This is a genomic window from Bacillus sp. FSL K6-6540 (genome assembly GCF_038007545.1).
Window position 1 is genome coordinate 2061226 of sequence record NZ_JBBOXH010000001.1, and the last position, 20860, is coordinate 2082085.

The window sequence follows — 20860 nt, forward strand, 5'->3', positions numbered from 1 at the left end:
CGGGTTTCGTAGTATGATCTTTATAGGAAAATGCAGCGGATGACTATAATCTTTATATTTGGTATAGTTAGATGAAGTTTCCTGAAAAAATTAATAGGTTACATACTGCAACATTTTTTAATTCTATCCGTCTGTATGTATGCAGGGAGAGGGGGATCCACTGTGGTGGAGCAGGGACTCATAAGAGCCGCTCAATCGGGCGATCGCGACGCTCTAATCACCCTATTGCGAGAAATTGAGCAACATGTTTACCGAACTGCTTATTACATTTTAAACAATGAACAGGATGCCATGGATGCAGCCCAGGAAGCACTGATACGCGTATATACGAAGATCAACTCCTATGAGGAGAAAGCCCAGTTCAAGACTTGGGTCCAGCGGATCGTTACCAACATATGCATCGATAAATTCCGCAGAACGAAGCCGACAGTTTCCATCGATGAGCATGACATGGTGTTTCGGGATCATCTCGACGTGGAAAGGGAAGTGATGTCGGGCTATCTGGCCCAGGATATCCAGGAGGCCATTAACCAACTGCCGGATCATCATCGCACGGTCATTGTCTTAAGGTATTTGCAGGACCTGTCCTACAACGAAATCGCTGATTGTCTGAACCTTCCGCTCAATACGGTGAAATCCTATTTGTTCAGGGCCAGGCAGCAGCTGCAGAATATGCTCCAAGAGCATCAGAAAGGTGGTGTATCAGGATGAATTGCCAAGAGGTGGTGGAACGCATGCACCGCTATTTGGACCGGGACCTTACTTCCGATGAGACGGCCCAAATGTATCAGCATATTGCCGTGTGTCCCGAGTGTGCGGAGACCTTTAACATATTAAAGTCATTAAACAGAGAGCTTGAAGATCTTCCGGCCGTTACCCCGCCTGTCAGTCTGGTAGACGCTATCATGCCTAAACTGGATGCCATCGACCGTGATCGCGAGAGCCTTGTCGCACCTCCGGCCGTGAAAAGCCAGGAGCCTGCCGAAATGATGCCGGACATTCGGCGTCCGCGGCGTGCGGGCAGCTGGTGGAGCACGGTTGGCGGAAGAACGGCGATCGGGGCTGCCGCCGCTGTACTTATTCTCGGCGTCGCTATTTTTAATTATGAACCGAAGATGTTATCCGATGCGGAGATTCCGTATGAAGAGGCGAGCACGACCAGCGCGGGAGCAAATGAGGATTCGGCCGAGACGGAGATTCAGGATATGGTTCAGCCGTTTGCCGCCGATGGCGGCGCGGAGACTGGCGGTACGGCGAACGAGGGGAGCGATCCTTCCGCAGGTTTGCGGAGTTCGCCGCCGGAATCGTCGGAATCCGATCCGAATCCGGGCCCGAACGATGAATCAAAGGAGAAGACAGAGCCATCGGATGGGGCTAAAGACACCAGGGAAGATGCAGCAGCCCCCGATGCTCCGGTTCAGAAGAACAATGACGGGGAGCCTCAAGCACCAGACCAACCTGCAACAAGCAGCAATGAGGTACCCAAAAAAAATGACGCAAGCCCTTCGAACCCTCCGGCCGACGAGCCTGGGCAGAACTCGGAGAGCATGAGCATCCAGACTTCGCCTAATGATCATGAAGCAATGGACATCCAAACCGAGAAGGTGCCGCCGATCAGCGACCCTGCCGGCGATGCAGGCGCTGGAAGCACGGAATCTTCCGACCGTTCCACCGGATCGTACCAAGGGCTGGCGATGGTGCCGGAACAATGGCCGTCCCCGGATGGTCTGTACAGAGCCTCCCTGGAGGCCGAATATCTGGTGATCTATCGCCTGCCGTCGGGAGACCAGACTTCAGCTGAAGCGGTCGAAACGGTCGAGAGGATTCCGCTTGGTGGAAGCTGGGTATCCGGTCAATGGTCCGAGGACGGCTTAACGTTCAAGTACAAGGTACAGACGAACAAAGAGCTGGTTGAATCCGTCTACTCCATAGAGAAGGCTCAGCCGCCGGCGTCTGCGGGGCAGAAGCAGCCTAAAACATAGAATTATACAGATATAAATACATTCGGCGCACCAATGCCGGGAGATATGAATACAATATATTAGAGAGAGCATTATACCAACTACCGTCGTATGACCGGCGGCGAGGTGTTTCTAGAGCATGCTTGCCGGCGTTTATATAGATGTGTTGGGACGAAGGGACCTTGCCGCTGCCTACAGCCGAGGTCTCTTTGTTTTCGCGTGGGCGATTTCGTTTTTTATGTTTGACGTCTATCGCATTCGGGCACTGTTTTTTGGTATAGTGTACAGAGTAGAAAGGGGGGACGCCGATGGATGCCAAAGCGGCGGCCAAGGCGGTCAAGCAGGGAGACGTGTCTTCCGTCTATTTGCTGTATGGCAGCGAGAAATTCCAGATGAAGGAGTTCGCCGAATTTCTGGAAGCCCAGCTGATCCCGAAAGAAGACCGGGATTTTGCGCTGGTTCACATGGATTTAGGGGAAGTTCCGATACAAACCGTGGTAGAGGAAGCCGAGACGGTTCCTTTTATGGTTCAGAAAAAACTGATATTCGTCCGGGATACGGCTTTTTTTACGGCTGCAAAAGATAACGGGAAAGTGGATCATCGTCCAGAGGCTTTGCTGGATTATTTGACCGATCCCGCAGATTATAGCGTGATTGTCTTTATGGTGGGGCAGGAAAAGCTGGATGAGCGCAAGAAGGTAGTCAAGGCGGTCAAGAAGTCGGGGGTTGCCCTCTCCTTCATGCCTTTGGGCGGGGATGAACTTCTTCGCTGGGTGGACAAGCAGGTGAAGAAAGGCGGCTGCACGCTGCGCGCAGGCGCGGCGGAAGCGCTTGTTCGGAATGCGGGAACCAGTCTTCAGGCTTTATCGGGTGAAATCGAGAAGCTGTGTTTGTATGCGGGAGCCGACGGAGCCATCGATGTTGCAACCGTGGATATGCTGGTGGCGCGCAGCACGGAACAGAATGTGTTTGCGCTCGTGGAGGATATCGCCAATCTCCGATTGGACAAGGCGCTCGGGATCTATTATGAGCTGCTGAAGCAGCGTGAGGAGCCCATCAAAATTGCGGCCCTGATTACCAGGCAGTTCCGAATCATTCTGCAGGTGAAGACGTTATCCACCCAGAGCTACTCGCAGCAGCAGATTGCTTCCCAAATCGGGGTGCATCCTTATGCGGTGAAGATTGCTGGCGAGCAGGCCCGCAAGTTTCAGACGGCACGTCTTGAAGGCATATTGAACCATCTCGCCAATCTGGATTACCAGATGAAGACCGGGGCCGTGGATAAGGTGCTCGGAATCGAGTTGTTCCTGCTGCGGCTTGGCGCGTAAGCGAACCGAAATAACTCAAGAGCGTACAGGGACGCGCGAGCGGCCGTACGCTCTTTTTCATCTAGAGATCAGAAAGTATGACCTGCAAAGGTAAATCAACTTGATCTGGCCAGAAAAACATCCGCTATAAGCGGTCAATCCTCGGAAGAGTGTGCATCGATGAACGTTTTTCTAATCACAAAAAGCCCTGAGCAGCGTGAACTGTTCAGGGCTTTTTCCATGTCGTATTCAACAAACGTTTCTTACGCTTGGGACGTAAGAGCGTTTAGTCTTTTCGCCAGACGGGATTTCTTGCGGGCAGCTGCATTCTTATGGATCAGGCCCTTCGTTACGGCTTTATCAAGCTTCTTGGAAGCAGCTTGGAAAGCTACTTTAGCAGCTTCGATTTCTGTACCGTTCAACGCTACGTCAGCAGTTTTAACAGCTGTGCGAAGCGCGGATTTTTGAGAAATGTTAAGCGCGTGGCGTTTGTCATTTGTCTTTACACGTTTAATCGCGGATTTGATGTTTGGCATTACATTCACCTCCTGTAAGGCATTTCAATAGAGCGAAATGATTCACAACTTAAAATATTTTAGCATGGGGGTGGACAAAAAGCAATACTCATTCGGACTTCTGCATAATCTCTCCCATACTCTCGCACACTACTAACAATATGAGGAGGAGTGTGAATTTAGATGGATCTGGATCTGCAAAAATACTCGGTCCGAACGGATCTGGCCGTGGAATCAAGAGAACTGGCTGGAGGCACAGGAAGCGCGCCCATTCCCGGGGTTATGGAGGACGTGGTGCAGGAGGACGGAATCAAGATTACAAGGCTGGATGTGGAGAACGATGCTGCCTCTCAGCAAATCGGAAGGGTGAAGGGGCATTACGTCACGTTGGAGGTTCCCGATCTTCGCAAGGGCGATACGGGGCTTCAGGATCAGGTATCCGTTGTCTTCGCCCGCGAGTTTGAAGCGTTCATGTCCCGGATCGGGATTGGACCCAAGGCAAGCGTGCTCATTGTCGGGCTCGGCAACTGGAACGTGACGCCGGATTCACTGGGACCGCTCGTGGTGGAGAACGTGATGGTGACCCGCCAGTATTTCGAGCTCATGCCGGATCGGGTGGCCCCGGGCTATCGTCAGGTAAGCGCCGTTGCGCCGGGTGTACTCGGCCTGACGGGGATTGAGTCGAGCGAAACGGTTCAAGGCATCGTGGAACAAACGCGCCCCGAGTTGATCATCGCCATCGATGCACTGGCTTCGCGTTCGCTGGAGCGGGTGAACACGACCATCCAGATTGCGGATATTGGCATCCATCCCGGCTCCGGCGTTGGCAATAAGCGGAAAGGACTGACTCAGGAGATTCTTGGAGTCCCTTGCATTGCGATCGGCGTTCCGACCGTCTGCTACGCTTCCACCATCGTCAATAATGCGATTGAGCTGATGAAATCCCACTTCGGGGAAGGCGCGCCGGAGACGGGCAAGATTATGGGAATGCTGCACGATATCCCCGAAGGCGAGCGCCTCGCCCTGGTGAAGGAGGTTCTGGAGCCGCTGGGCCATGACCTTATCGTAACGCCTAAGGAGATTGACGAATTTATAGAAGATATCGCCAACATCGTGGCGACCGGCCTGAACGCGGCGCTCCATGAAGCCGTGGATCCCGGCAATGTAGGCGCGTATACCCACTGACCCATAGTAAAAGCTCCGAATCTATCGGAGCTTTTATATTTTTCCAGGATCTAGTTCTATCGAATCTCCCCGGTTCATAGATTTGAAGTATAAGAGATTACAGAGTCGCGGGAACGGCTGGATGAGGTCGGCATCTCCCGGCGAACCGAGGAGGACATCGCTATGAACAATCGCAAGTTCCGCATCTGGAATATTGCCAGAATGAAACGGAAGGTCATGGAAGGTCTGAGCATGGGGCGTACGTTAATTATACTGATGCTGGGCTCTCTTATATTTTTTATTTTGCTAGGGCTCGGGGGAATGGCGGAACAGCGGATGAATTCCTCGCCCGTGTCGTCGATGAAAGGCTTGGCCGCTTCGTTATCCAGCCATTTTTTCATCGATATGATCGGCATGGAGATGCCGCATATGACGGCTTCCAAAGAGACCTCGAGCTTCTCCGGCGAGAAAATGTCCACGTTCGTCTTTGAGCTCCTGACGAGCGTAAACCCGAAGGATCCGAAGAGCCTCCTTGCGGGAGAGCTTCCCGGCATGAAGGCTAATCAACCGGTTCAGCTGTCGCACGGCTCCGGTAACGAGGATGGCGAGGCACCGGCCGATTACCGTCCGGATCCGGCGGAAGAGCAGGCGGAGGGAGAGCCCGCCGAGACCGGGGAAGAGCCGACGCAGGGCGAACAAGGGAATAGCGGCAATGAAGGAAAGGGCGAGGATGCTCCGGATCAGGGCGGGAAGGACGAGCCCGGCAGCAAGAATGAACCCGGAAGCACCTCCAAGGACGGAAAGACAACGAACGGGAAGAAATCCGTGCTCATCTATCATTCCCACCCGCAGGAAGCGTATAACCCGCTGCTCTCGCATCCATCCGATAATCCGGGGGCGGTATCACCGACCAAGAACGTCATGCTGGTGGGCAGCTTCCTGAGCAAAAGGCTTGAAGCCAACGGAATCGGCACCCTGCACGACAAGAGCGATTATCAATCTACCGTGGAAGGATATAACTATAACTATTCTTATAAATACTCGCGCCAGATGGCCATGGAGGCCATGTCCCAGAACGACGGCATCAACTATCTGATCGATATCCACCGGGATTCGCAGCGCTACAACAAAACGACGGCCACCGTAAACGGCGTCAATTACGCCAAGGTGTACTTCATCATCGGACATGCGAACGAGAACTGGAGACAGAACGAGGCGTTTGCAAGCAAAATCAATGCCAAGCTGGAGAAGTCCTATCCCGGCGTTTCCCGGGGCGTGTGGGGCAAATCGGCGGACCAAGGGAACGGAGAGTACAACCAATCCTTGTCCCCGAACAGCATCCTGATCGAAATCGGCGGCATCGACAATACGAAGGAAGAATTGCAGCGAACGGCCGAAGCGCTGGCGGACATCATCGCCGAAGTGTACTGGCAGGAACAAGAAGCCGAGAAGGCCAGCGTTAAAAAAGAGAGTGATCCAGCGAAGAAACAGTCGGCTTCAGCAGCCAAGGACGGCAGCAAAATAGGCGCGGAGGATAAAGCGTCCAAAGCAGGTTGAAGGTTGAAGGAAAGGGTCATGAACGGAGCAGGAATGAAGGGGTAAATCAAGGAGGGGCTTATGATGTCGAGATTGGGAAAACGGTTTGTGGCGCTAATCATATGGACAGGCATCGGCATATTGGTCGGCATGCAGCTTGGAGGGGCCAAAGGGCCGGTGCCGGCCGACGGCACCGGGGGAACGCAGACCGTGGTGCAAGGCCATGCTCAGGATCCGCAAGGCGGAACTGCCCAGGGGAATGGATGGGGAGGGACGCGCAAGCATCCTCCCGCCCCTGAATCCATCGACCAGGAACCAGACGCCCGTAAGACGGCAGTGCCCGAATACGAGCCGTCGCCCAGCGACATCCTGCTCCCCGAACGCTCCCAACCGCCTGCCGATGTGCTTGCCGACAAAACGGCCGGATTGCTCCAGCAGCTCTCTGACCAAAGCATCCGCTGGGTCGTGTCGATGTTCGGATCGATTGCGGAATAAATTTCGGCTTTATTCTCAGCATTGCTGTGCATCCCCTCAACTGGTATAATAAGTTGATTCAAACATCTGGTGGTTGTTGGGGGTTAGGCATGACAGACGTACAAGTAAGACAACAAAAAATTCGTAATTTCTGTATCATTGCACATATAGACCATGGGAAATCGACGCTTGCCGACCGTATTTTGGAATTTACGGGCGCATTAACTTCGCGTGAAATGCAGGAGCAGGTACTGGATCAGATGGATCTGGAGCGAGAGCGCGGAATTACCATCAAGCTGCAGGCGGTTCGCCTGAACTACAAAGCCGATGACGGCGAGGAGTATATATTGAACCTGATCGATACTCCCGGACACGTCGACTTCACGTATGAGGTATCCCGAAGCCTGGCCGCTTGCGAAGGCGCGCTGCTCGTTGTCGATGCCGCGCAGGGAATCGAAGCGCAGACATTGGCCAACGTATATCTGGCATTGGACAACAATCTTGAAATTTTGCCTGTCATTAACAAAATCGACCTGCCGAGCGCCGATCCCGAACGGGTGAAGCAGGAGGTCGAGGACGTGATCGGGCTCGATGCCAGCGATGCCGTTTTGGCTTCCGCGAAAGCGGGCATCGGAATCAAGGAAATCCTGGAGCAGGTGGTTCAGAAAGTGCCTGCGCCAACGGGGAGTTCCGAAGAACCGCTGAAAGCGCTGATTTTCGACTCCCATTATGATCCATACAAAGGCGTCATCGTATACGTTCGCGTCATTGACGGCAGCATCAAGGCCGGCTCCAAGATCAAGATGATGGCCACCGGCAAAACCTTCGAGGTGATCGAGGTGGGTGCCTTTAAGCCGCGCATGTCCATCGTGGACGAGCTTAACGTCGGCGATGTCGGTTTCATCGTCGCGGGCATCAAGAGCGTGGGCGATACGCAGGTCGGGGATACGGTAACGGATGCCAAGCGTCCGACGGCCGAGCCGCTCCCGGGTTACCGCAAAATCAATCCGATGGTGTTCTGCGGATTGTATCCAATCGAAACATCGGACTACAACGATCTGCGCGAGGCGCTCGAGAAGCTGCAGCTGAACGACGCATCGCTCAGCTTTGAGCCGGAGACGTCCAGCGCGCTCGGATTCGGCTTCCGCTGCGGATTCCTGGGCCTCCTTCACATGGACGTCATCCAGGAGCGGATCGAACGCGAGTTTAACATACCGCTGATTACGACCGCGCCGAGCGTGATTTACCGCATTACGCAGACGAACGGAGAGCAGATTCAAATCGATAACCCTTCCCATTATCCTGAGGTCGGCAAGGTCGATTATGTTGAAGAGCCTTATGTTAAAGCAGCCATTATCGTGCCGAATGATTATGTCGGAGCGATCATGGAGCTTTGCCAAAACAAACGCGGCGAATTCGTCAACATGGAATACCTGGACACGACGCGCGTCACCATTACCTATGAAATTCCGCTGTCGGAAATCGTGTACGATTTCTTCGATCAGTTGAAATCGAGCACCAAAGGATATGCTTCATTCGATTATGAGCTGTCCGGATACCGCCGGTCCAATCTGGTCAAAATGGACATTCTGCTTAATGCCGAGCAGGTGGATGCCCTGTCCTTTATCGTGCACAAGGACCGCGCCTACCACCGCGGCCGGGCGATTTGCGAGAAGCTGCGCGAGCTGATTCCTCGCCAAATGTTCGAGGTGCCGATTCAGGCATCGGTCGGTACCAAGGTTGTGGCCCGCGAAACGGTTAAAGCGATGCGCAAGAACGTGCTTGCCAAATGTTACGGCGGCGACATCTCCCGTAAACGGAAACTTCTGGAGAAGCAGAAGGAAGGTAAGAAGCGGATGAAGCAGGTGGGCAGCGTCGAAGTGCCGCAGGAAGCCTTCATGGCCGTTCTGAAAATCGACGACAAGTAATAGGAAGCCAATGGCAGGGGAAGGCCTTTGAGTTAAAGAGCCGCTCCTTGCGTGTATAGCCTTCACGATGTAAATGATGGGAAAGCCGATTCTCGGCTTTCCTTTCTTTCATTCCAAGAGGCATAGCGTTATAGTAGAGAAGGAACTTTCAAGAAGTTACTTAAAGTAAGTCATGCCAGAGCGGTATATGAGGGGGCAAGAAAAGAATGACGGCAAACGATCAACGGACGGAAGCGGTGTACATCCATATTCCGTTCTGTACCAATAAATGTTTTTACTGCGACTTCAATTCCTACGTATTAAAGGATCAGCCGGTAATGGATTATCTGCGAGCGCTGGATAAGGAAATGGAGCTGACCGTTCAGGCTAATCCGCCGGGACGAATCAAGAGCATCTTTGTGGGCGGCGGGACTCCTACTGTACTAAAGCCGAACGAAATGGAATACTTCTTGCAGAGCGTGAAGCGCCATTTTCCGGAATGGTCCGATAGCATCGAGTTTTCAATGGAGGCGAATCCCGGCACCACGGATCTGGAGAAACTGTCCGTCATGCGCCAAGGCGGGGTGAACCGGATCAGCTTCGGGGTGCAGGCCTTCCAGAACACATTGTTGACCGGCATCGGCAGAATTCACGATACGGATGACGTATACCGGAGTCTCGATAACGCCAGAAGAGCAGGCTTTGACAACATGTCCATCGATCTGATGTTCGGTCTCCCGAATCAAACCTTGGACATGCTTGCGGAAAGCGTGGATAAGGCGTTGGAGCTCGAACTCCCGCATTATTCAATCTACAGCCTGAAGGTCGAAGAGAATACGCTGTTCCATACGATGTACCAGCGAAACCAGCTTCCGCTTCCGGATGAGGAGGACGAGCTGAATATGTACCTTCTTTTAATGGAACGGATGAAGGCTGCCGGATATAAGCAGTACGAAATCAGCAATTTTGCGAAACCCGGCTTCGAGAGCCGGCATAATATGACGTATTGGCGCAACGAAGACTATTACGGCCTAGGCGCGGGGGCGCACGGATATGTCGGCCGTCAGCGCCATGTGAACATCAAAGGGGTCAATCCCTATAATGAAGCAGCCAATAAAGGCCTTCCAAGATTGGAGAGCTTTGAGATATCTAAGGAAGAAGCGATGGAGGATTTCCTGATGGTCGGGCTGCGCGTGCTGGACGGCGTCTCGCGCAGCCGGTTCCGGGAGCAGTTCGGGATCTCCATGGAGGATGTTTTTGCCGGTCCGCTGAATAAAATGGTAGGCGCGGGCCTACTCGATGCAACCGAGGAAGGGTATAAGCTGAGCAGCAAAGGCATTTTGTTTGGCAACGATGTGTTTGGCGAATTCATAGGAAGCCTGACGACAAATTAATCTATTGAACTTATATGCGCTCTGTTGTATATTTATTCATAACATGACGGAGCGTGTAAAGGGGAGACGGACAACATGTCGGCGGTATGCAGAAAAGCAAAGTTAGAGGATGTCGAGCCGCTGTATCAGATGATTCAGGGTTATGCCGAGAAGGGGATTATGCTCCCCCGGTCCAAAAAAGTGCTGGAGAAACAAATCGGAGAATTCGTTGTAGCTGAATCCGAAGGGCACGTCATTGGCTGCGGTTCATTGTGTCAGCTGGGAAGCGATTTGGTCGAGATCCGTTCGCTCGGCATCTCGGAAGGATATAAAGGGCAAGGCATCGGCTCCATGCTGGTGGACACTCTTCTGGAAGAAGCGAAACGCCGCGAGCTTCCGAAAGTGATGGCCTTGACGTATGAGGTATCCTTTTTCATCAAAAACGGCTTTGCCGTCGTGGAGAAGGAGATTTTTCCGGAGAAGGTATGGACCGACTGCATCCACTGCAAGAAGCAGCATGCTTGTGACGAAATAGCTGTTCTTAAAGTACTGAACTGACTTGACAATCCTCAGGTCGGTTTGGTATTTTTGTTATATCGGTTAGCACTCGATGGCGATGAGTGCTAACGAAAGCGAAAATGAGCAGTCAGCAAGGAGGGAAGCGACATGTTAACAGATCGTCAGCGCATGATTTTGAATGCCATTGTGGATGACTATATCCGTTCTGCCGAGCCGGTTGGTTCAAGAAGCATTTCCAAGCGAGGGGACGTCGGCTACAGCCCGGCAACCATTCGTAATGAGATGGCTGATCTGGAGGAGCTCGGGTTTCTGGAGCAGCCCCATACCTCAGCCGGACGAATACCGTCGCATAAAGGATATCGATATTATGTTGATCATCTCACGTCGTCGTTTTCCTTGAACCCTGCGGAACTGCATATGATGAAATCATTTTTTGCAGAAAAGCTGAACGTGATGGAGCAGATGATACAGCATACAGCCGGCATTCTGTCTCAAATGACTAATTACACTTCCATCCTGCTGGGACCGGAAGTTTTTCATACGTCTTTGCGCCATTTCCAGCTTCTTCCTCTCCATGAGGATCAAGCGGTGGCCATCATCGTTACCAGCACAGGGCAAGTCGAGAACAAGGTTGTTTCGATTCCGCAGGGCGTGTCCGTATCGGAACTGGAGCAAGTGGTAAATCTTCTGAACAAGAAGCTGGTCAATGTGCCTCTATATAAACTCAAGACTCGTTTGTATTCGGAAATTGCCGAGGAAATGCAGCGGCATATTTCACATTATGAGGATCTGATGAGTATGCTGGATATCGCTCTCAACAACGAACCGGATCACCGGGGGGTCTATCTGAGCGGCACGACCCACATGCTGAACCAGCCGGAGTTCAAGGATGTTGATAAGGTTAGGGAAATATTCGAGCTTCTGGAGCAGACTCCCGCACTGATGAAGCTCATGGCACCTGCTCCCGGGGAGCACGGTGTCCAAGTGAAGATCGGCACGGAGAATACGCATGAGGCCATATCGAATTGCAGTTTGATCACTGCGACGTATTCGATCGACGGCAAAGCGCTTGGTTCGATCGGCATTCTCGGTCCTACAAGAATGGAATATGCACGGGTGATCGGCATCTTGAATGTGTTATCCCATGACCTGACGAAGCTGCTGTCACACTGGTACAAATAAAGGAGTGAGACAGATGAGCCAAGGACAACATAGCCAAGTGGACGGAGACGAGCGTTATTCCACGCTGCTGAACAACAGCAATGCCGTCCGCGCAGTTACGTCCGCCGTAGAAGGCACGCTTGGCCCCAAGGGGCTCGACGTCATGCTGGTTGGCCCGCGCGGCGAAGTGGTCATCACCAATGACGGAGTGACGATTCTGGACAAAATGGATGTCACCCATCCCGCCGCGCGCCTTCTGATTCAGGTGGCTCGGGCGCAGCAGGAGAAAATCGGCGACGGCACCACAACGGCAACCGTGCTCGCGGGCGCCCTCGTGCAGGAAGGGGTATCCCGCATCACGCGCGGGGTGCCCGCTTCCAAGGTGGTTGAGGGCCTGCGCCAGGGAGTCGAGAAGTCGATGCAGCTCTTGTCGAAGCGTGTCCGGCTGATCGACGGATTGGATGATCCGCTGCTGGAACGGACGGTGCATGTCGCCGGCCGTGAACGGAAGGACATCGTGGAGCTGGTTATGCAAGCTGCGCGCAAAGCCGGAATCGGCCGTCTGCAGGATCCTTCCTACTCGCTCGCAGACAGTATAATTGCGCTGGAGAATGCCGAGAATGAAGTGTTCGAGGGGGTTCTGCTCCGGCAGCGGCCGATCTTCGCCAGGGAGTCCAAGTCCTACGACGATGCCAGAGTGCTGGTGCTGTATGATTCCCTGGAGCCCGACGACATCGACGAAGAGGCGCTTACAACCGAAGCCGGATTCGCGCAGTATATGGATCTGCGAAAAGTGTTCGCGTCGGATTTGGACAGATTGTCCGAACTATCCGTAAAACTCATCCTCCTCGAAAAGGGCATTCATCCGGATGCGGAGCAGTTTTGCCTGGATCACGGGATGATGGTGGTACCGCGCGTATCGCGTGCGGATCTTCGCAAGGTAAGCGACATGACGGGAGCTACACCGATACGCCGCAAGGCGTTACATAAAGACTCGAAAGAGCTTGCGGCCCTTCTGGGTCATACCCCGCGCGTCGCTTATGATGAAGGCATCGAAAAAATCCGCCTGTCCTGCGGCAGCAAGGACCGCATTGTGACGGTGATCGTCGGGGCAAGCACTTCGGAAGTGGTAGGGGAGGCCGCCAGGATTGCGGGCGATGCCGCTTCGGCACTGCAGGCTGCCGTATCCGGCGGGGTGCTTCCAGGCGGCGGGACAAGCGAACTGGCCGTGTCTTATGAACTGGAACGGATCCGGGAAGCCCAGAAAGGCATGGAAGCCTTCGGCATGGAGGCAGTTTCCGCCGCGCTGCGAAAGCCGATGTCGCAGATTCTTCTGAACGCAGGTTATAATCCGCTTGAGAAGATGGAGGAGGTCCGAGCCGCACAAATCCGAGCCGACTCCGACTGCATGGGGATTGACTGCGACAGCGGGCGGGTTGTCGACTATGAAGAGCTGGGCGTGCTGGATCCGGCCCCGGTCAAACTTCACGGCCTGCGGGCAGCCGGCGAGGTTGCGGCTGCCGTGCTGCGGATTCATCATGTGATCAAGATGAAGGAAATAGGCGAATAACGCTAAGATAGATGAGTTATAGACCGTCTGGTTTAGAATATGAAGGAGGTGAAGGCGTCTTGAATAATGAGCACAAGGATGCCGTTCAAGATACAGTTACAGAAGAAACGATCGAAGAAACTTTGGAAAACAAGCCAAACACGGGTGAGAGCGGGTCTTCGGAGGAGGCCGTTAATCCCGAGCAGGAGATTCCCGTAACGGAATCGGCTGATGAAGCCGCAGGTTCGGCCGAGCTTGAGAAGCTTCAGGCCGAGCTGCAGGAGCAGCAGCAGCGTACCCTGCGGGTACAGGCGGATTTCGATAATTTCCGCCGCCGCACGCAGAAAGAGAAAGAGGATCTGGGCAAATATGCTTCCTCCAAACTGATTACGGAGCTTCTGCCCGTCATCGACAACTTTGAGCGTGCCCTCCAGGCATCCGAGGAGAACCCGGAATTTGAATCCTTCTCCAAGGGCGTCAGCATGATCTTCCGTCAATTGGAATCCGTTCTTGCTACCGAAGGCTTGAGCGCAATGAAGAGTGTGGGCGAGCCGTTCAATCCGGAGTACCACCAAGCGATCATGCAGGTGGAGAGCGATGAGTACGAGGAAGGCATCGTGGTTGAGGAAGTGCAGAAAGGGTACATGTTAAAAGATAAAGTATTGAGACCTGCCATGGTTAAAGTGAGCATGTAAACGACTTTCGATAGTCGTTTATCATATAAAAATGATGAATGTCATGCGGGGATTCGCATGAATGAATAAGGAGGAAAATTTTACATGAGCAAAGTTATTGGTATCGACTTAGGAACAACCAACTCCTGCGTAGCCGTCATGGAGGGTGGGGAAGCGGTAGTTATCCCGAATCCGGAGGGTGCCCGCACAACCCCGTCGGTTGTCGGATTTAAGAAAGACGGCGAGCGCATCGTCGGGGATACAGCCAAACGCCAAGCGATCACCAACCCGGATCGCACCATCATTTCCATTAAGCGCCATATGGGCACGAATCACAAAGAATCCATCGACGGCAAAGACTACACGCCGCAAGAAATCTCCGCCATCATTCTGCAGAAGCTGAAATCCGATGCGGAAGCATACCTGGGCCAGCCTGTAACCCAAGCGGTTATTACGGTTCCCGCATACTTTAATGACAGCCAGCGTCAGGCGACCAAGGATGCCGGCAAAATCGCGGGCCTTGAAGTTCTGCGTATCGTCAACGAGCCGACGGCTGCGGCATTGGCTTACGGCATGGAGAAATCCGAAGACCAAACCATCCTGGTATATGACCTTGGCGGCGGTACATTCGACGTTTCCATTCTGGAACTGGGCGACGGCTTCTTCGAAGTAAAAGCAACCAGCGGGGACAACCAACTGGGCGGCGACGACTTCGACCAAGTGATCATCGACTATCTGGTAGCCGAATTCAAGAAAGAGCAAGGCATCGATCTTAGCAAAGACAAAGCAGCCGTTCAACGTCTGAAAGACGCAGCGGAAAAAGCGAAAAAGGAATTGTCCGGCGTACTGACAACAACGATCTCGCTGCCGTTCATCACGGTTGCAGACGGCGTTCCTCAGCACCTTGAGATCAACCTGACCCGCGCCAAATTCGAAGAATTGTCCGCTTCCCTTGTAGAGCGTACGCTTGGACCGACTCGTCAAGCGCTCAGCGATGCAGGTTTGACAGCGAACGATATTCATAAAATCGTCCTTGTCGGCGGTTCCACTCGTATTCCTGCCGTGCAGGAAGCGATCAAAAAATTGACGGGCAAAGAGCCTCATAAAGGCGTAAACCCGGACGAAGTGGTTGCGCTTGGAGCAGCGGTTCAAGCCGGCGTATTGACCGGTGACGTTAAAGACGTCGTATTGCTCGACGTGACCCCGCTGTCCCTCGGTATCGAAACCGCAGGCGGCGTATTCACCAAAATGATCGACCGCAACACGACGATTCCTACAAGCAAATCCCAAGTGTTCTCCACTTATGCGGATAACCAGCCGAGCGTGGAAATTCACGTGCTGCAAGGCGAGCGCGAAATGGCAGCCGGCAACAAAACGCTGGGACGCTTCATGCTCGGAGACATTCCTCCTGCACCGCGCGGCGTTCCGCAAATCGAAGTTACCTTCGATATCGATGCCAACGGGATCGTAAACGTGTCCGCAACGGATAAAGGTACCGGCAAGAGCCAGAAGATCACCATCACGTCCTCCAGCGGCCTGAGCGACGCTGAAGTTGAACAAATGATGAAAGACGCTGAGCTTCATGCCGAAGAAGACCGTAAACGCAAAGAGCTGGTGGAGGCTCGCAACAATGCCGACCAACTCGTGTACACGACCGAGAAAACACTCAAGGACCTGGGCGACAAAGTCGATGCTTCCGAAGTGGAAAAAGCAAACGAAGCGAAAGACAAAGTGAAGAAGTCGCTTGAATCCGATAACCTGGAAGAGATTAACGCTTCGGTAGAGGAGCTTACACAAATCGTACAGCAGCTGTCCGTGAAGCTGTATGAGCAAGCGGCACAAGAACAACAAGGTGCTGAAGGTGCCGAGTCCGGCGCTCCTAAGAAAGACAACGTCGTGGATGCAGATTACGAGGTTGTTGACGAAGATAAAAACAAAGGTTAATCTGAATAGATTGTATGGGAAGGTCAAAGCTGCGCATCTTCGCACTTTGGCTTTCCTTATGTAAAGAGTAATAAAGAGATTGGGGTGAAACCGTGGCTGATAAGCGTGATTATTATGAGGTGCTCGGTGTCGGCAAGGATGCATCGGACGATGAGATCAAGAAGGCGTACCGCAAAATGGCCCGCCAGTATCATCCGGACGTGAACAAAGCGGCGGACGCGGAAGCCAAATTCAAGGAAGTGAAAGAGGCTTACGATGTATTGAGCGATGGTCAGAAGCGTGCGCGTTATGACCAGTACGGTCATATAGATCCGAACCAAGGCATGGGCGGAGGCGGTTTCTCCGGTGATTTCGGCGGTTTTGGAGATATATTCGATATGTTCTTTGGCGGCAATGGACGCCGTGATCCGAACGCGCCTCAGCGGGGGAACGATCTGCAATACACGATGACGGTTGAATTCAAGGAAGCCGTATTCGGCAAGGAAACGGACATTACCATTCCGAGAACGGAGACATGCGATACATGTCACGGCTCAGGAGCGAAGCCGGGCACGCAGCCGCATACCTGCTCGGTGTGTAACGGAAGCGGGCAGCAGGAGGTCGTGCAAAATACGCCGTTTGGACGTATGGTGAACCGCCGCGCCTGCTCGAACTGTAACGGAACCGGAAAGATCATTAAAGACCGCTGTTCGACTTGTAACGGCAACGGCAAGGTGAAGAAACAGCGCAAGATTCATGTTCGTGTACCTGCAGGCGTGGATGACGGAGCTCAGCTGCGCATGACGGGCGAAGGCGAAGGCGGATTCCGCGGCGGCCCGGCCGGCGACCTGTATATCGTAATCCGCGTGAAGCCGCATGACTTCTTTGAACGCGAAGGGGACGACATTTATTGCGAAGTGCCGCTTACCTTTGCCCAAGCCGCGCTTGGCGACGAGATCGAGATTCCGACGCTCACCGAGAAAGTGAAGTTGAAGATTCCGGCCGGCACGCAGACGGGAACTTTCTTCCGCTTGAAAGGCAAAGGGGTGCCACGGCTGCGCGGTATGGGACAGGGTGACCAGCATGTCAAGGTTGTGGTCATTACGCCTAGCAAGCTCAGCGATGAACAGAAAGAGCTGCTTCGTCAATTCGCTTCGCTTGATGGCGAACAGACCCATGAACAGGAACAGTCCTTTTTTGACCGTGTAAAAAAAGCTTTCCGCGGTGATTAATCCACGATAGGGGTAATTCCCTCATAGCATAGCAAATAGCAAAAAGCAAAAAGCAGCAGGCTCTAAAGGTTTCCCTACCTTTGGCCTGCTGCTTTTTGGTTTGGGGCAGAAGAAGCAGCAGGGATATCCCACTGCTTTACAGGTTCGTATCGCTCAAGAATAAAAGGTTTGACAATGAAGCAACCTAGGATAGTTCCATCTCGGAAGATGCAATCTTGAATAGGAAATGCAGGTGAATGAAGTGGCAGAGAAAAACATATTGGCCTATTTCAAAAGTCCGGAAGAAGCCCGGCATGCGGCCCGCAAATTGCAGTCGCTGCGCGTTGCCGATATGTCCATCGACCGGTTTAGCGCCGATCCCGGCGGGGAGCTCAACAATCCGATGAATCCGTTGACAGGCAACATCGCAAGCTTAACAACGATGACCTTAAATGCGGATATTTCGGGGCCGGGGGCCGGAATTCTCGGAGCTGCGGACCCATCGGCCAGCGGGATGAGCACCGGCGGTGAAGATGGAACCGAAGGCCGGGATATTTTACTGACGGTTGTACTGGACGAAAGCGTCTTCCCGCAAGCCATGCGGTTAATCGAAGAATCCGGCGGCATGATTTAAGGTTCCAGGCACCGCTCTGAGTGTTGATATCGGAAAGGAGAATGACACCCATGATGAGACGCGTAAAAAAAGGGAAGATCTCGAGCAAAACCGAGAAGATGATTGCGCTGCAGTCCGCCAAGGCGGAGGATGTTGAGTTTTCGGCTATGGAAGCCGATCACGATGATGTGGAAGCGCTGCGTCGAAGCGAGGCAGCAGATGAACGCCAATTGAAGAAAATTTTGGATGAAACCAGTAAAAATGTAGATTAATCGCTACCGATGTGGAATGTGGAAAAGCCCGCTTGCCTTCTTTTAATGAGGTTGCAGCAGGGCTTTTTTGAATTTGATGAATGTCTTTGAAAAGTTATCATGGTATTTTAGTGCAAACTTTGTATCCGGGGTCCTCAATATAGTACAATGATACTTACGTATGAATGAGGAGGAACTATTGCACATGTTATGGCGTGAATTAACGATACATACCACGGAGGAAGCCGTGGAGATGATTACGAATTTCCTGCATGAAGCGGGAGCCGGAGGCGTTTCGATCGAGGAGTCCGGTACTACGAACAAAAAGCGGGACACCTCTCTGGGACAGTGGTTTGACGAGATCGTTCCGTTTAACGATATTCCTGAAGGTCAGGCCGTCATCAAAGGTTACTTCGACGAGACGGTGACGCTGGAAGCGATCCTCGATGAAATAACGCCCCGCGTCAACGAGCTGAAGGAATTCGGTATCGAAACGGGCGAAGTGCGGTATGAGATGAAGACGGTGGACGAGAATGATTGGGCTACGGCCTGGAAGCAGTATTTCAAACCGATCCGCGTCTCCGACAGGCTGACCATCAAACCGACGTGGGAAGAGTACACCCCGGAATCAGAGCACGAGTCCATCATCGAGCTGGACCCGGGCATGGCCTTCGGCACAGGAACGCATCCGACGACTTCGTTATGCTTGCGTACATTGGAGATGGTGATCAAGGGCGGAGAGGAAGTCATCGATGTCGGGACAGGCTCAGGCATTCTCTCCATCGGCGCAGCGCATCTGGGCGCTTCACGAATTCTGGCTCTCGACCTGGATCCGGTCGCGGTATCCAGCGCGACGGAGAACACCCGCCTGAACGGCCTGGAAGACCGGATTACGGTGAAGGAAAGCGACCTGCTCTCCGTACTCACGGATTCGTCCGATGACTCGGATCTGGGCGTGACGCTGCCGGTACAAATCGTGGTGGCAAACATCTTGGCCGAGGTTATTCTGCTGTTCGTGGACGACGTATACCAGGCTCTTCAACCGGGAGGGGCTTATATCGCTTCGGGCATTTACAAGAACAAGGAAGAGATCGTGGAGAAGGCTTTGATTGCTTCCGGTTTCGAAATTGCGGATATTTGCCGCGAGGATGATTGGGTTGCATTCGTGGCGAGGAAGAACTGATTATGGATTTTTTGGACCAACTGCTATTTTACCCGTTGGAACAGCTTCCTTTTTACCTGATTGCTTTGATCATCGCATTTACCGTGCATGAGTTCTCGCATGCCTATTTCGCCAATAAATTCGGAGACCCGACGGCCAAGCTGCTGGGCAGGGTCACGCTGAATCCGGCGGTGCATTTCGATTTTCTGGGGATTCTTCTCCTGCTGATTGCAGGTTTCGGCTGGGCACGGCCGGTGCCGGTCAATCGAGAGAATTTTAGCAACCCCCGCCGCATGAGCATCATTGTTGCGGCGGTCGGTCCGCTTAGCAATCTGGTGCTGGGCTTAGTGGGGGCACTTGTTTACGCTATCCTCTATCAAACAGGGGTTATTCCTCCGGAGGGAATTACTAAAACGGATCAAGCGGTGCATTTATTTTTTAATATATTTATATTGCTCAATTTCTTTTTATGCCTGTTCAATCTGATACCATTGCCTCCGCTGGACGGTTATAGAGTTCTAGAGAATGCGCTCCCTCCACGGATAAGTGCGAAGATTCAGAAGTTTGAGCAATGGTCGATTCTTGTATTCTTGTTGATCATACTGTTGCCCGTATTCCAGAATTATACGATCAAACCTCTTTATGATGCGGCGTATGCACTGTCTTCCGAAATTTTGGACATGTTCATTATGATGACCGGCGGTTACCGGCTCTGATTTACTCTGGTCAGTTTGCGTGAAAAGTTGTATGATGGGGTTTGGCGATTTTTGAGTTAGGTGAGGATAGAGATGCAGCGATATTTTGTGACTCCCGCGCAATTCGAGGGAGACCGTGTTGAGATTACGGGCGACGATGCCCGTCATATTGCCAAGGTCATGCGAGGCAGGCTTGGCGATAAATTGATCGTGAGCGACGGGGTATCCCGCGAGGCCTTGATGGAGATTGAGCGCATCGATGCAGGCAGCGTGTTTGCCGTTGTGATTGAACCCATGGAGATGTCGCAGGAACCGCTTCTGCAAGTGAGCATTGCCCAGAGTTTGCCGAAAGGCGACAAGATGGAGACCGTCATCCAAAAGTGCACCGAGATCGGCGCGGTGTCCTTTGTTCCCTTCCTGTCGGAAAGAACGATCGTTCAGTACGATGCGAAAAAGGAAGGGAAGCGGCTGGAGCGCTGGCGCAAAATCGCGAAGGAGGCGGCTGAACAGGCGCATCGCAACCGGATACCGTCTGTTGAACAGCCTCTGACGTGGAAGAATCTGCTTGCAGCGTTTTCCGGTTATGATGCCGTATATTTTTGTTATGAAAAAGAGCAGGGTTCCCAGCTGAGGGACGTGCTGAAGCCTTTTGCAGAGCAGGCGCTGCGTGAATCGGCCAAGCCTGCCAGCTTGCTGCTGGTCGTTGGACCCGAGGGCGGCTTTACGGAAGAGGAATGCCGAGCGGCCGAAGCTGCGGGAGCCGTAGCCGTGGGACTCGGAAGGCGGATCCTTCGCTGCGAGACCGCCGGCATGACGGCGCTGGCCTGCGCACTATACGAATCTGGAGAAATGGGGGGCGTTTGAA

General features: G+C 53.0%; 20 protein-coding genes. 19 read left to right on the forward strand and 1 reads right to left on the reverse strand.

Annotated elements, in window-relative coordinates:
* Window positions 1–162 precede the first annotated feature (162 nt).
* The 3 genes from MHH82_RS09010 to holA all read left to right on the forward strand — a co-directional run bounded on the left by MHH82_RS09010 (window position 163) and on the right by holA (window position 3289).
* Complete coding sequence (locus tag MHH82_RS09010; RefSeq protein ID WP_009590814.1) at window positions 163–711, forward strand: RNA polymerase sigma factor; 549 nt, start codon at window positions 163–165, stop codon at window positions 709–711.
* Window positions 708–1982: a zf-HC2 domain-containing protein gene (locus MHH82_RS09015; RefSeq protein ID WP_340965302.1), complete on the forward strand. Its 1275-nt coding sequence runs from the start codon at window positions 708–710 to the stop codon at window positions 1980–1982. The genes MHH82_RS09010 and MHH82_RS09015 overlap by 4 nt, the downstream gene beginning before the upstream one ends.
* A 287-nt stretch (window positions 1983–2269) precedes the next feature.
* On the forward strand, window positions 2270–3289 hold the full coding sequence (holA, locus tag MHH82_RS09020; RefSeq protein ID WP_015734173.1) for a DNA polymerase III subunit delta: 1020 nt from the start codon (window positions 2270–2272) through the stop codon (window positions 3287–3289).
* 242 nt (window positions 3290–3531) lie between these two features.
* Here the strand turns inward: holA and rpsT are convergent, their stop codons facing one another.
* Window positions 3532–3804: a 30S ribosomal protein S20 gene (gene rpsT / locus MHH82_RS09025; RefSeq protein ID WP_009590780.1), complete on the reverse strand. Its 273-nt coding sequence runs from the start codon at window positions 3802–3804 to the stop codon at window positions 3532–3534.
* Between the two features lie 162 nt (window positions 3805–3966).
* Between rpsT and gpr the strand changes: the two genes are divergently transcribed.
* The 16 genes from gpr to MHH82_RS09105 all read left to right on the forward strand — a co-directional run bounded on the left by gpr (window position 3967) and on the right by MHH82_RS09105 (window position 20859).
* Window positions 3967–4968, forward strand: a complete 1002-nt coding sequence (gpr, locus tag MHH82_RS09030; protein WP_015734174.1) for a GPR endopeptidase — start codon at window positions 3967–3969, stop codon at window positions 4966–4968.
* Between the two features lie 162 nt (window positions 4969–5130).
* Window positions 5131–6504 carry a stage II sporulation protein P gene (locus tag MHH82_RS09035; RefSeq protein WP_340965305.1) on the forward strand — a complete coding sequence of 458 codons (1374 nt, stop codon included), beginning with the start codon at window positions 5131–5133 and terminating at the stop codon, window positions 6502–6504.
* Between the two features lie 60 nt (window positions 6505–6564).
* Window positions 6565–6978 carry a hypothetical protein gene (locus MHH82_RS09040; RefSeq protein ID WP_340965307.1) on the forward strand — a complete coding sequence of 138 codons (414 nt, stop codon included), beginning with the start codon at window positions 6565–6567 and terminating at the stop codon, window positions 6976–6978.
* A gap of 89 nt (window positions 6979–7067) precedes the next feature.
* Window positions 7068–8885 carry a translation elongation factor 4 gene (gene lepA, locus MHH82_RS09045; protein WP_251493611.1) on the forward strand — a complete coding sequence of 606 codons (1818 nt, stop codon included), beginning with the start codon at window positions 7068–7070 and terminating at the stop codon, window positions 8883–8885.
* A 206-nt stretch (window positions 8886–9091) separates the two neighbouring features.
* Window positions 9092–10258 (forward strand): radical SAM family heme chaperone HemW, encoded by a 1167-nt coding sequence (gene hemW, locus MHH82_RS09050; RefSeq protein WP_015734178.1) that lies wholly within the window; start codon window positions 9092–9094, stop codon window positions 10256–10258.
* 75 nt (window positions 10259–10333) lie between these two features.
* Window positions 10334–10795, forward strand: coding sequence for an N-acetyltransferase (locus MHH82_RS09055; RefSeq protein WP_036666086.1), 462 nt, complete (start codon window positions 10334–10336; stop codon window positions 10793–10795).
* 108 nt (window positions 10796–10903) lie between these two features.
* Window positions 10904–11938 carry a heat-inducible transcriptional repressor HrcA gene (gene hrcA, locus MHH82_RS09060; protein ID WP_015734180.1) on the forward strand — a complete coding sequence of 345 codons (1035 nt, stop codon included), beginning with the start codon at window positions 10904–10906 and terminating at the stop codon, window positions 11936–11938.
* Window positions 11939–11951: 13 nt separating this feature from the next.
* The gene (locus tag MHH82_RS09065) at window positions 11952–13487 is read left to right on the forward strand and encodes a TCP-1/cpn60 chaperonin family protein (RefSeq protein WP_340965313.1); all 1536 of its coding nucleotides are present in this window, start codon (window positions 11952–11954) and stop codon (window positions 13485–13487) included.
* Window positions 13488–13546: 59 nt separating this feature from the next.
* On the forward strand, window positions 13547–14161 hold the full coding sequence (grpE, locus tag MHH82_RS09070) for a nucleotide exchange factor GrpE (RefSeq protein WP_340965315.1): 615 nt from the start codon (window positions 13547–13549) through the stop codon (window positions 14159–14161).
* Window positions 14162–14245: 84 nt separating this feature from the next.
* A complete protein-coding gene (dnaK, locus tag MHH82_RS09075) occupies window positions 14246–16084 on the forward strand; it encodes a molecular chaperone DnaK (protein WP_340965317.1) in 1839 nt (612 codons plus the stop codon).
* 92 nt (window positions 16085–16176) lie between these two features.
* Window positions 16177–17295, forward strand: coding sequence for a molecular chaperone DnaJ (gene dnaJ, locus MHH82_RS09080; protein ID WP_009590783.1), 1119 nt, complete (start codon window positions 16177–16179; stop codon window positions 17293–17295).
* A 241-nt stretch (window positions 17296–17536) separates the two neighbouring features.
* Entirely contained in the window at window positions 17537–17908 is a 372-nt protein-coding gene (locus MHH82_RS09085; RefSeq protein ID WP_036666185.1) for a hypothetical protein, read from the forward strand.
* A 50-nt stretch (window positions 17909–17958) separates the two neighbouring features.
* The gene (locus MHH82_RS09090) at window positions 17959–18159 is read left to right on the forward strand and encodes a YfhD family protein (protein WP_009590798.1); all 201 of its coding nucleotides are present in this window, start codon (window positions 17959–17961) and stop codon (window positions 18157–18159) included.
* A 184-nt stretch (window positions 18160–18343) separates the two neighbouring features.
* Window positions 18344–19321 carry a 50S ribosomal protein L11 methyltransferase gene (gene prmA, locus MHH82_RS09095; protein ID WP_015734183.1) on the forward strand — a complete coding sequence of 326 codons (978 nt, stop codon included), beginning with the start codon at window positions 18344–18346 and terminating at the stop codon, window positions 19319–19321.
* 2 nt (window positions 19322–19323) lie between these two features.
* A complete protein-coding gene (locus MHH82_RS09100) occupies window positions 19324–20016 on the forward strand; it encodes a site-2 protease family protein (protein WP_015734184.1) in 693 nt (230 codons plus the stop codon).
* 72 nt (window positions 20017–20088) lie between these two features.
* A complete protein-coding gene (locus MHH82_RS09105; protein ID WP_015734185.1) occupies window positions 20089–20859 on the forward strand; it encodes an RsmE family RNA methyltransferase in 771 nt (256 codons plus the stop codon).
* The last annotated feature ends 1 nt before the right edge of the window (window position 20860 follow it).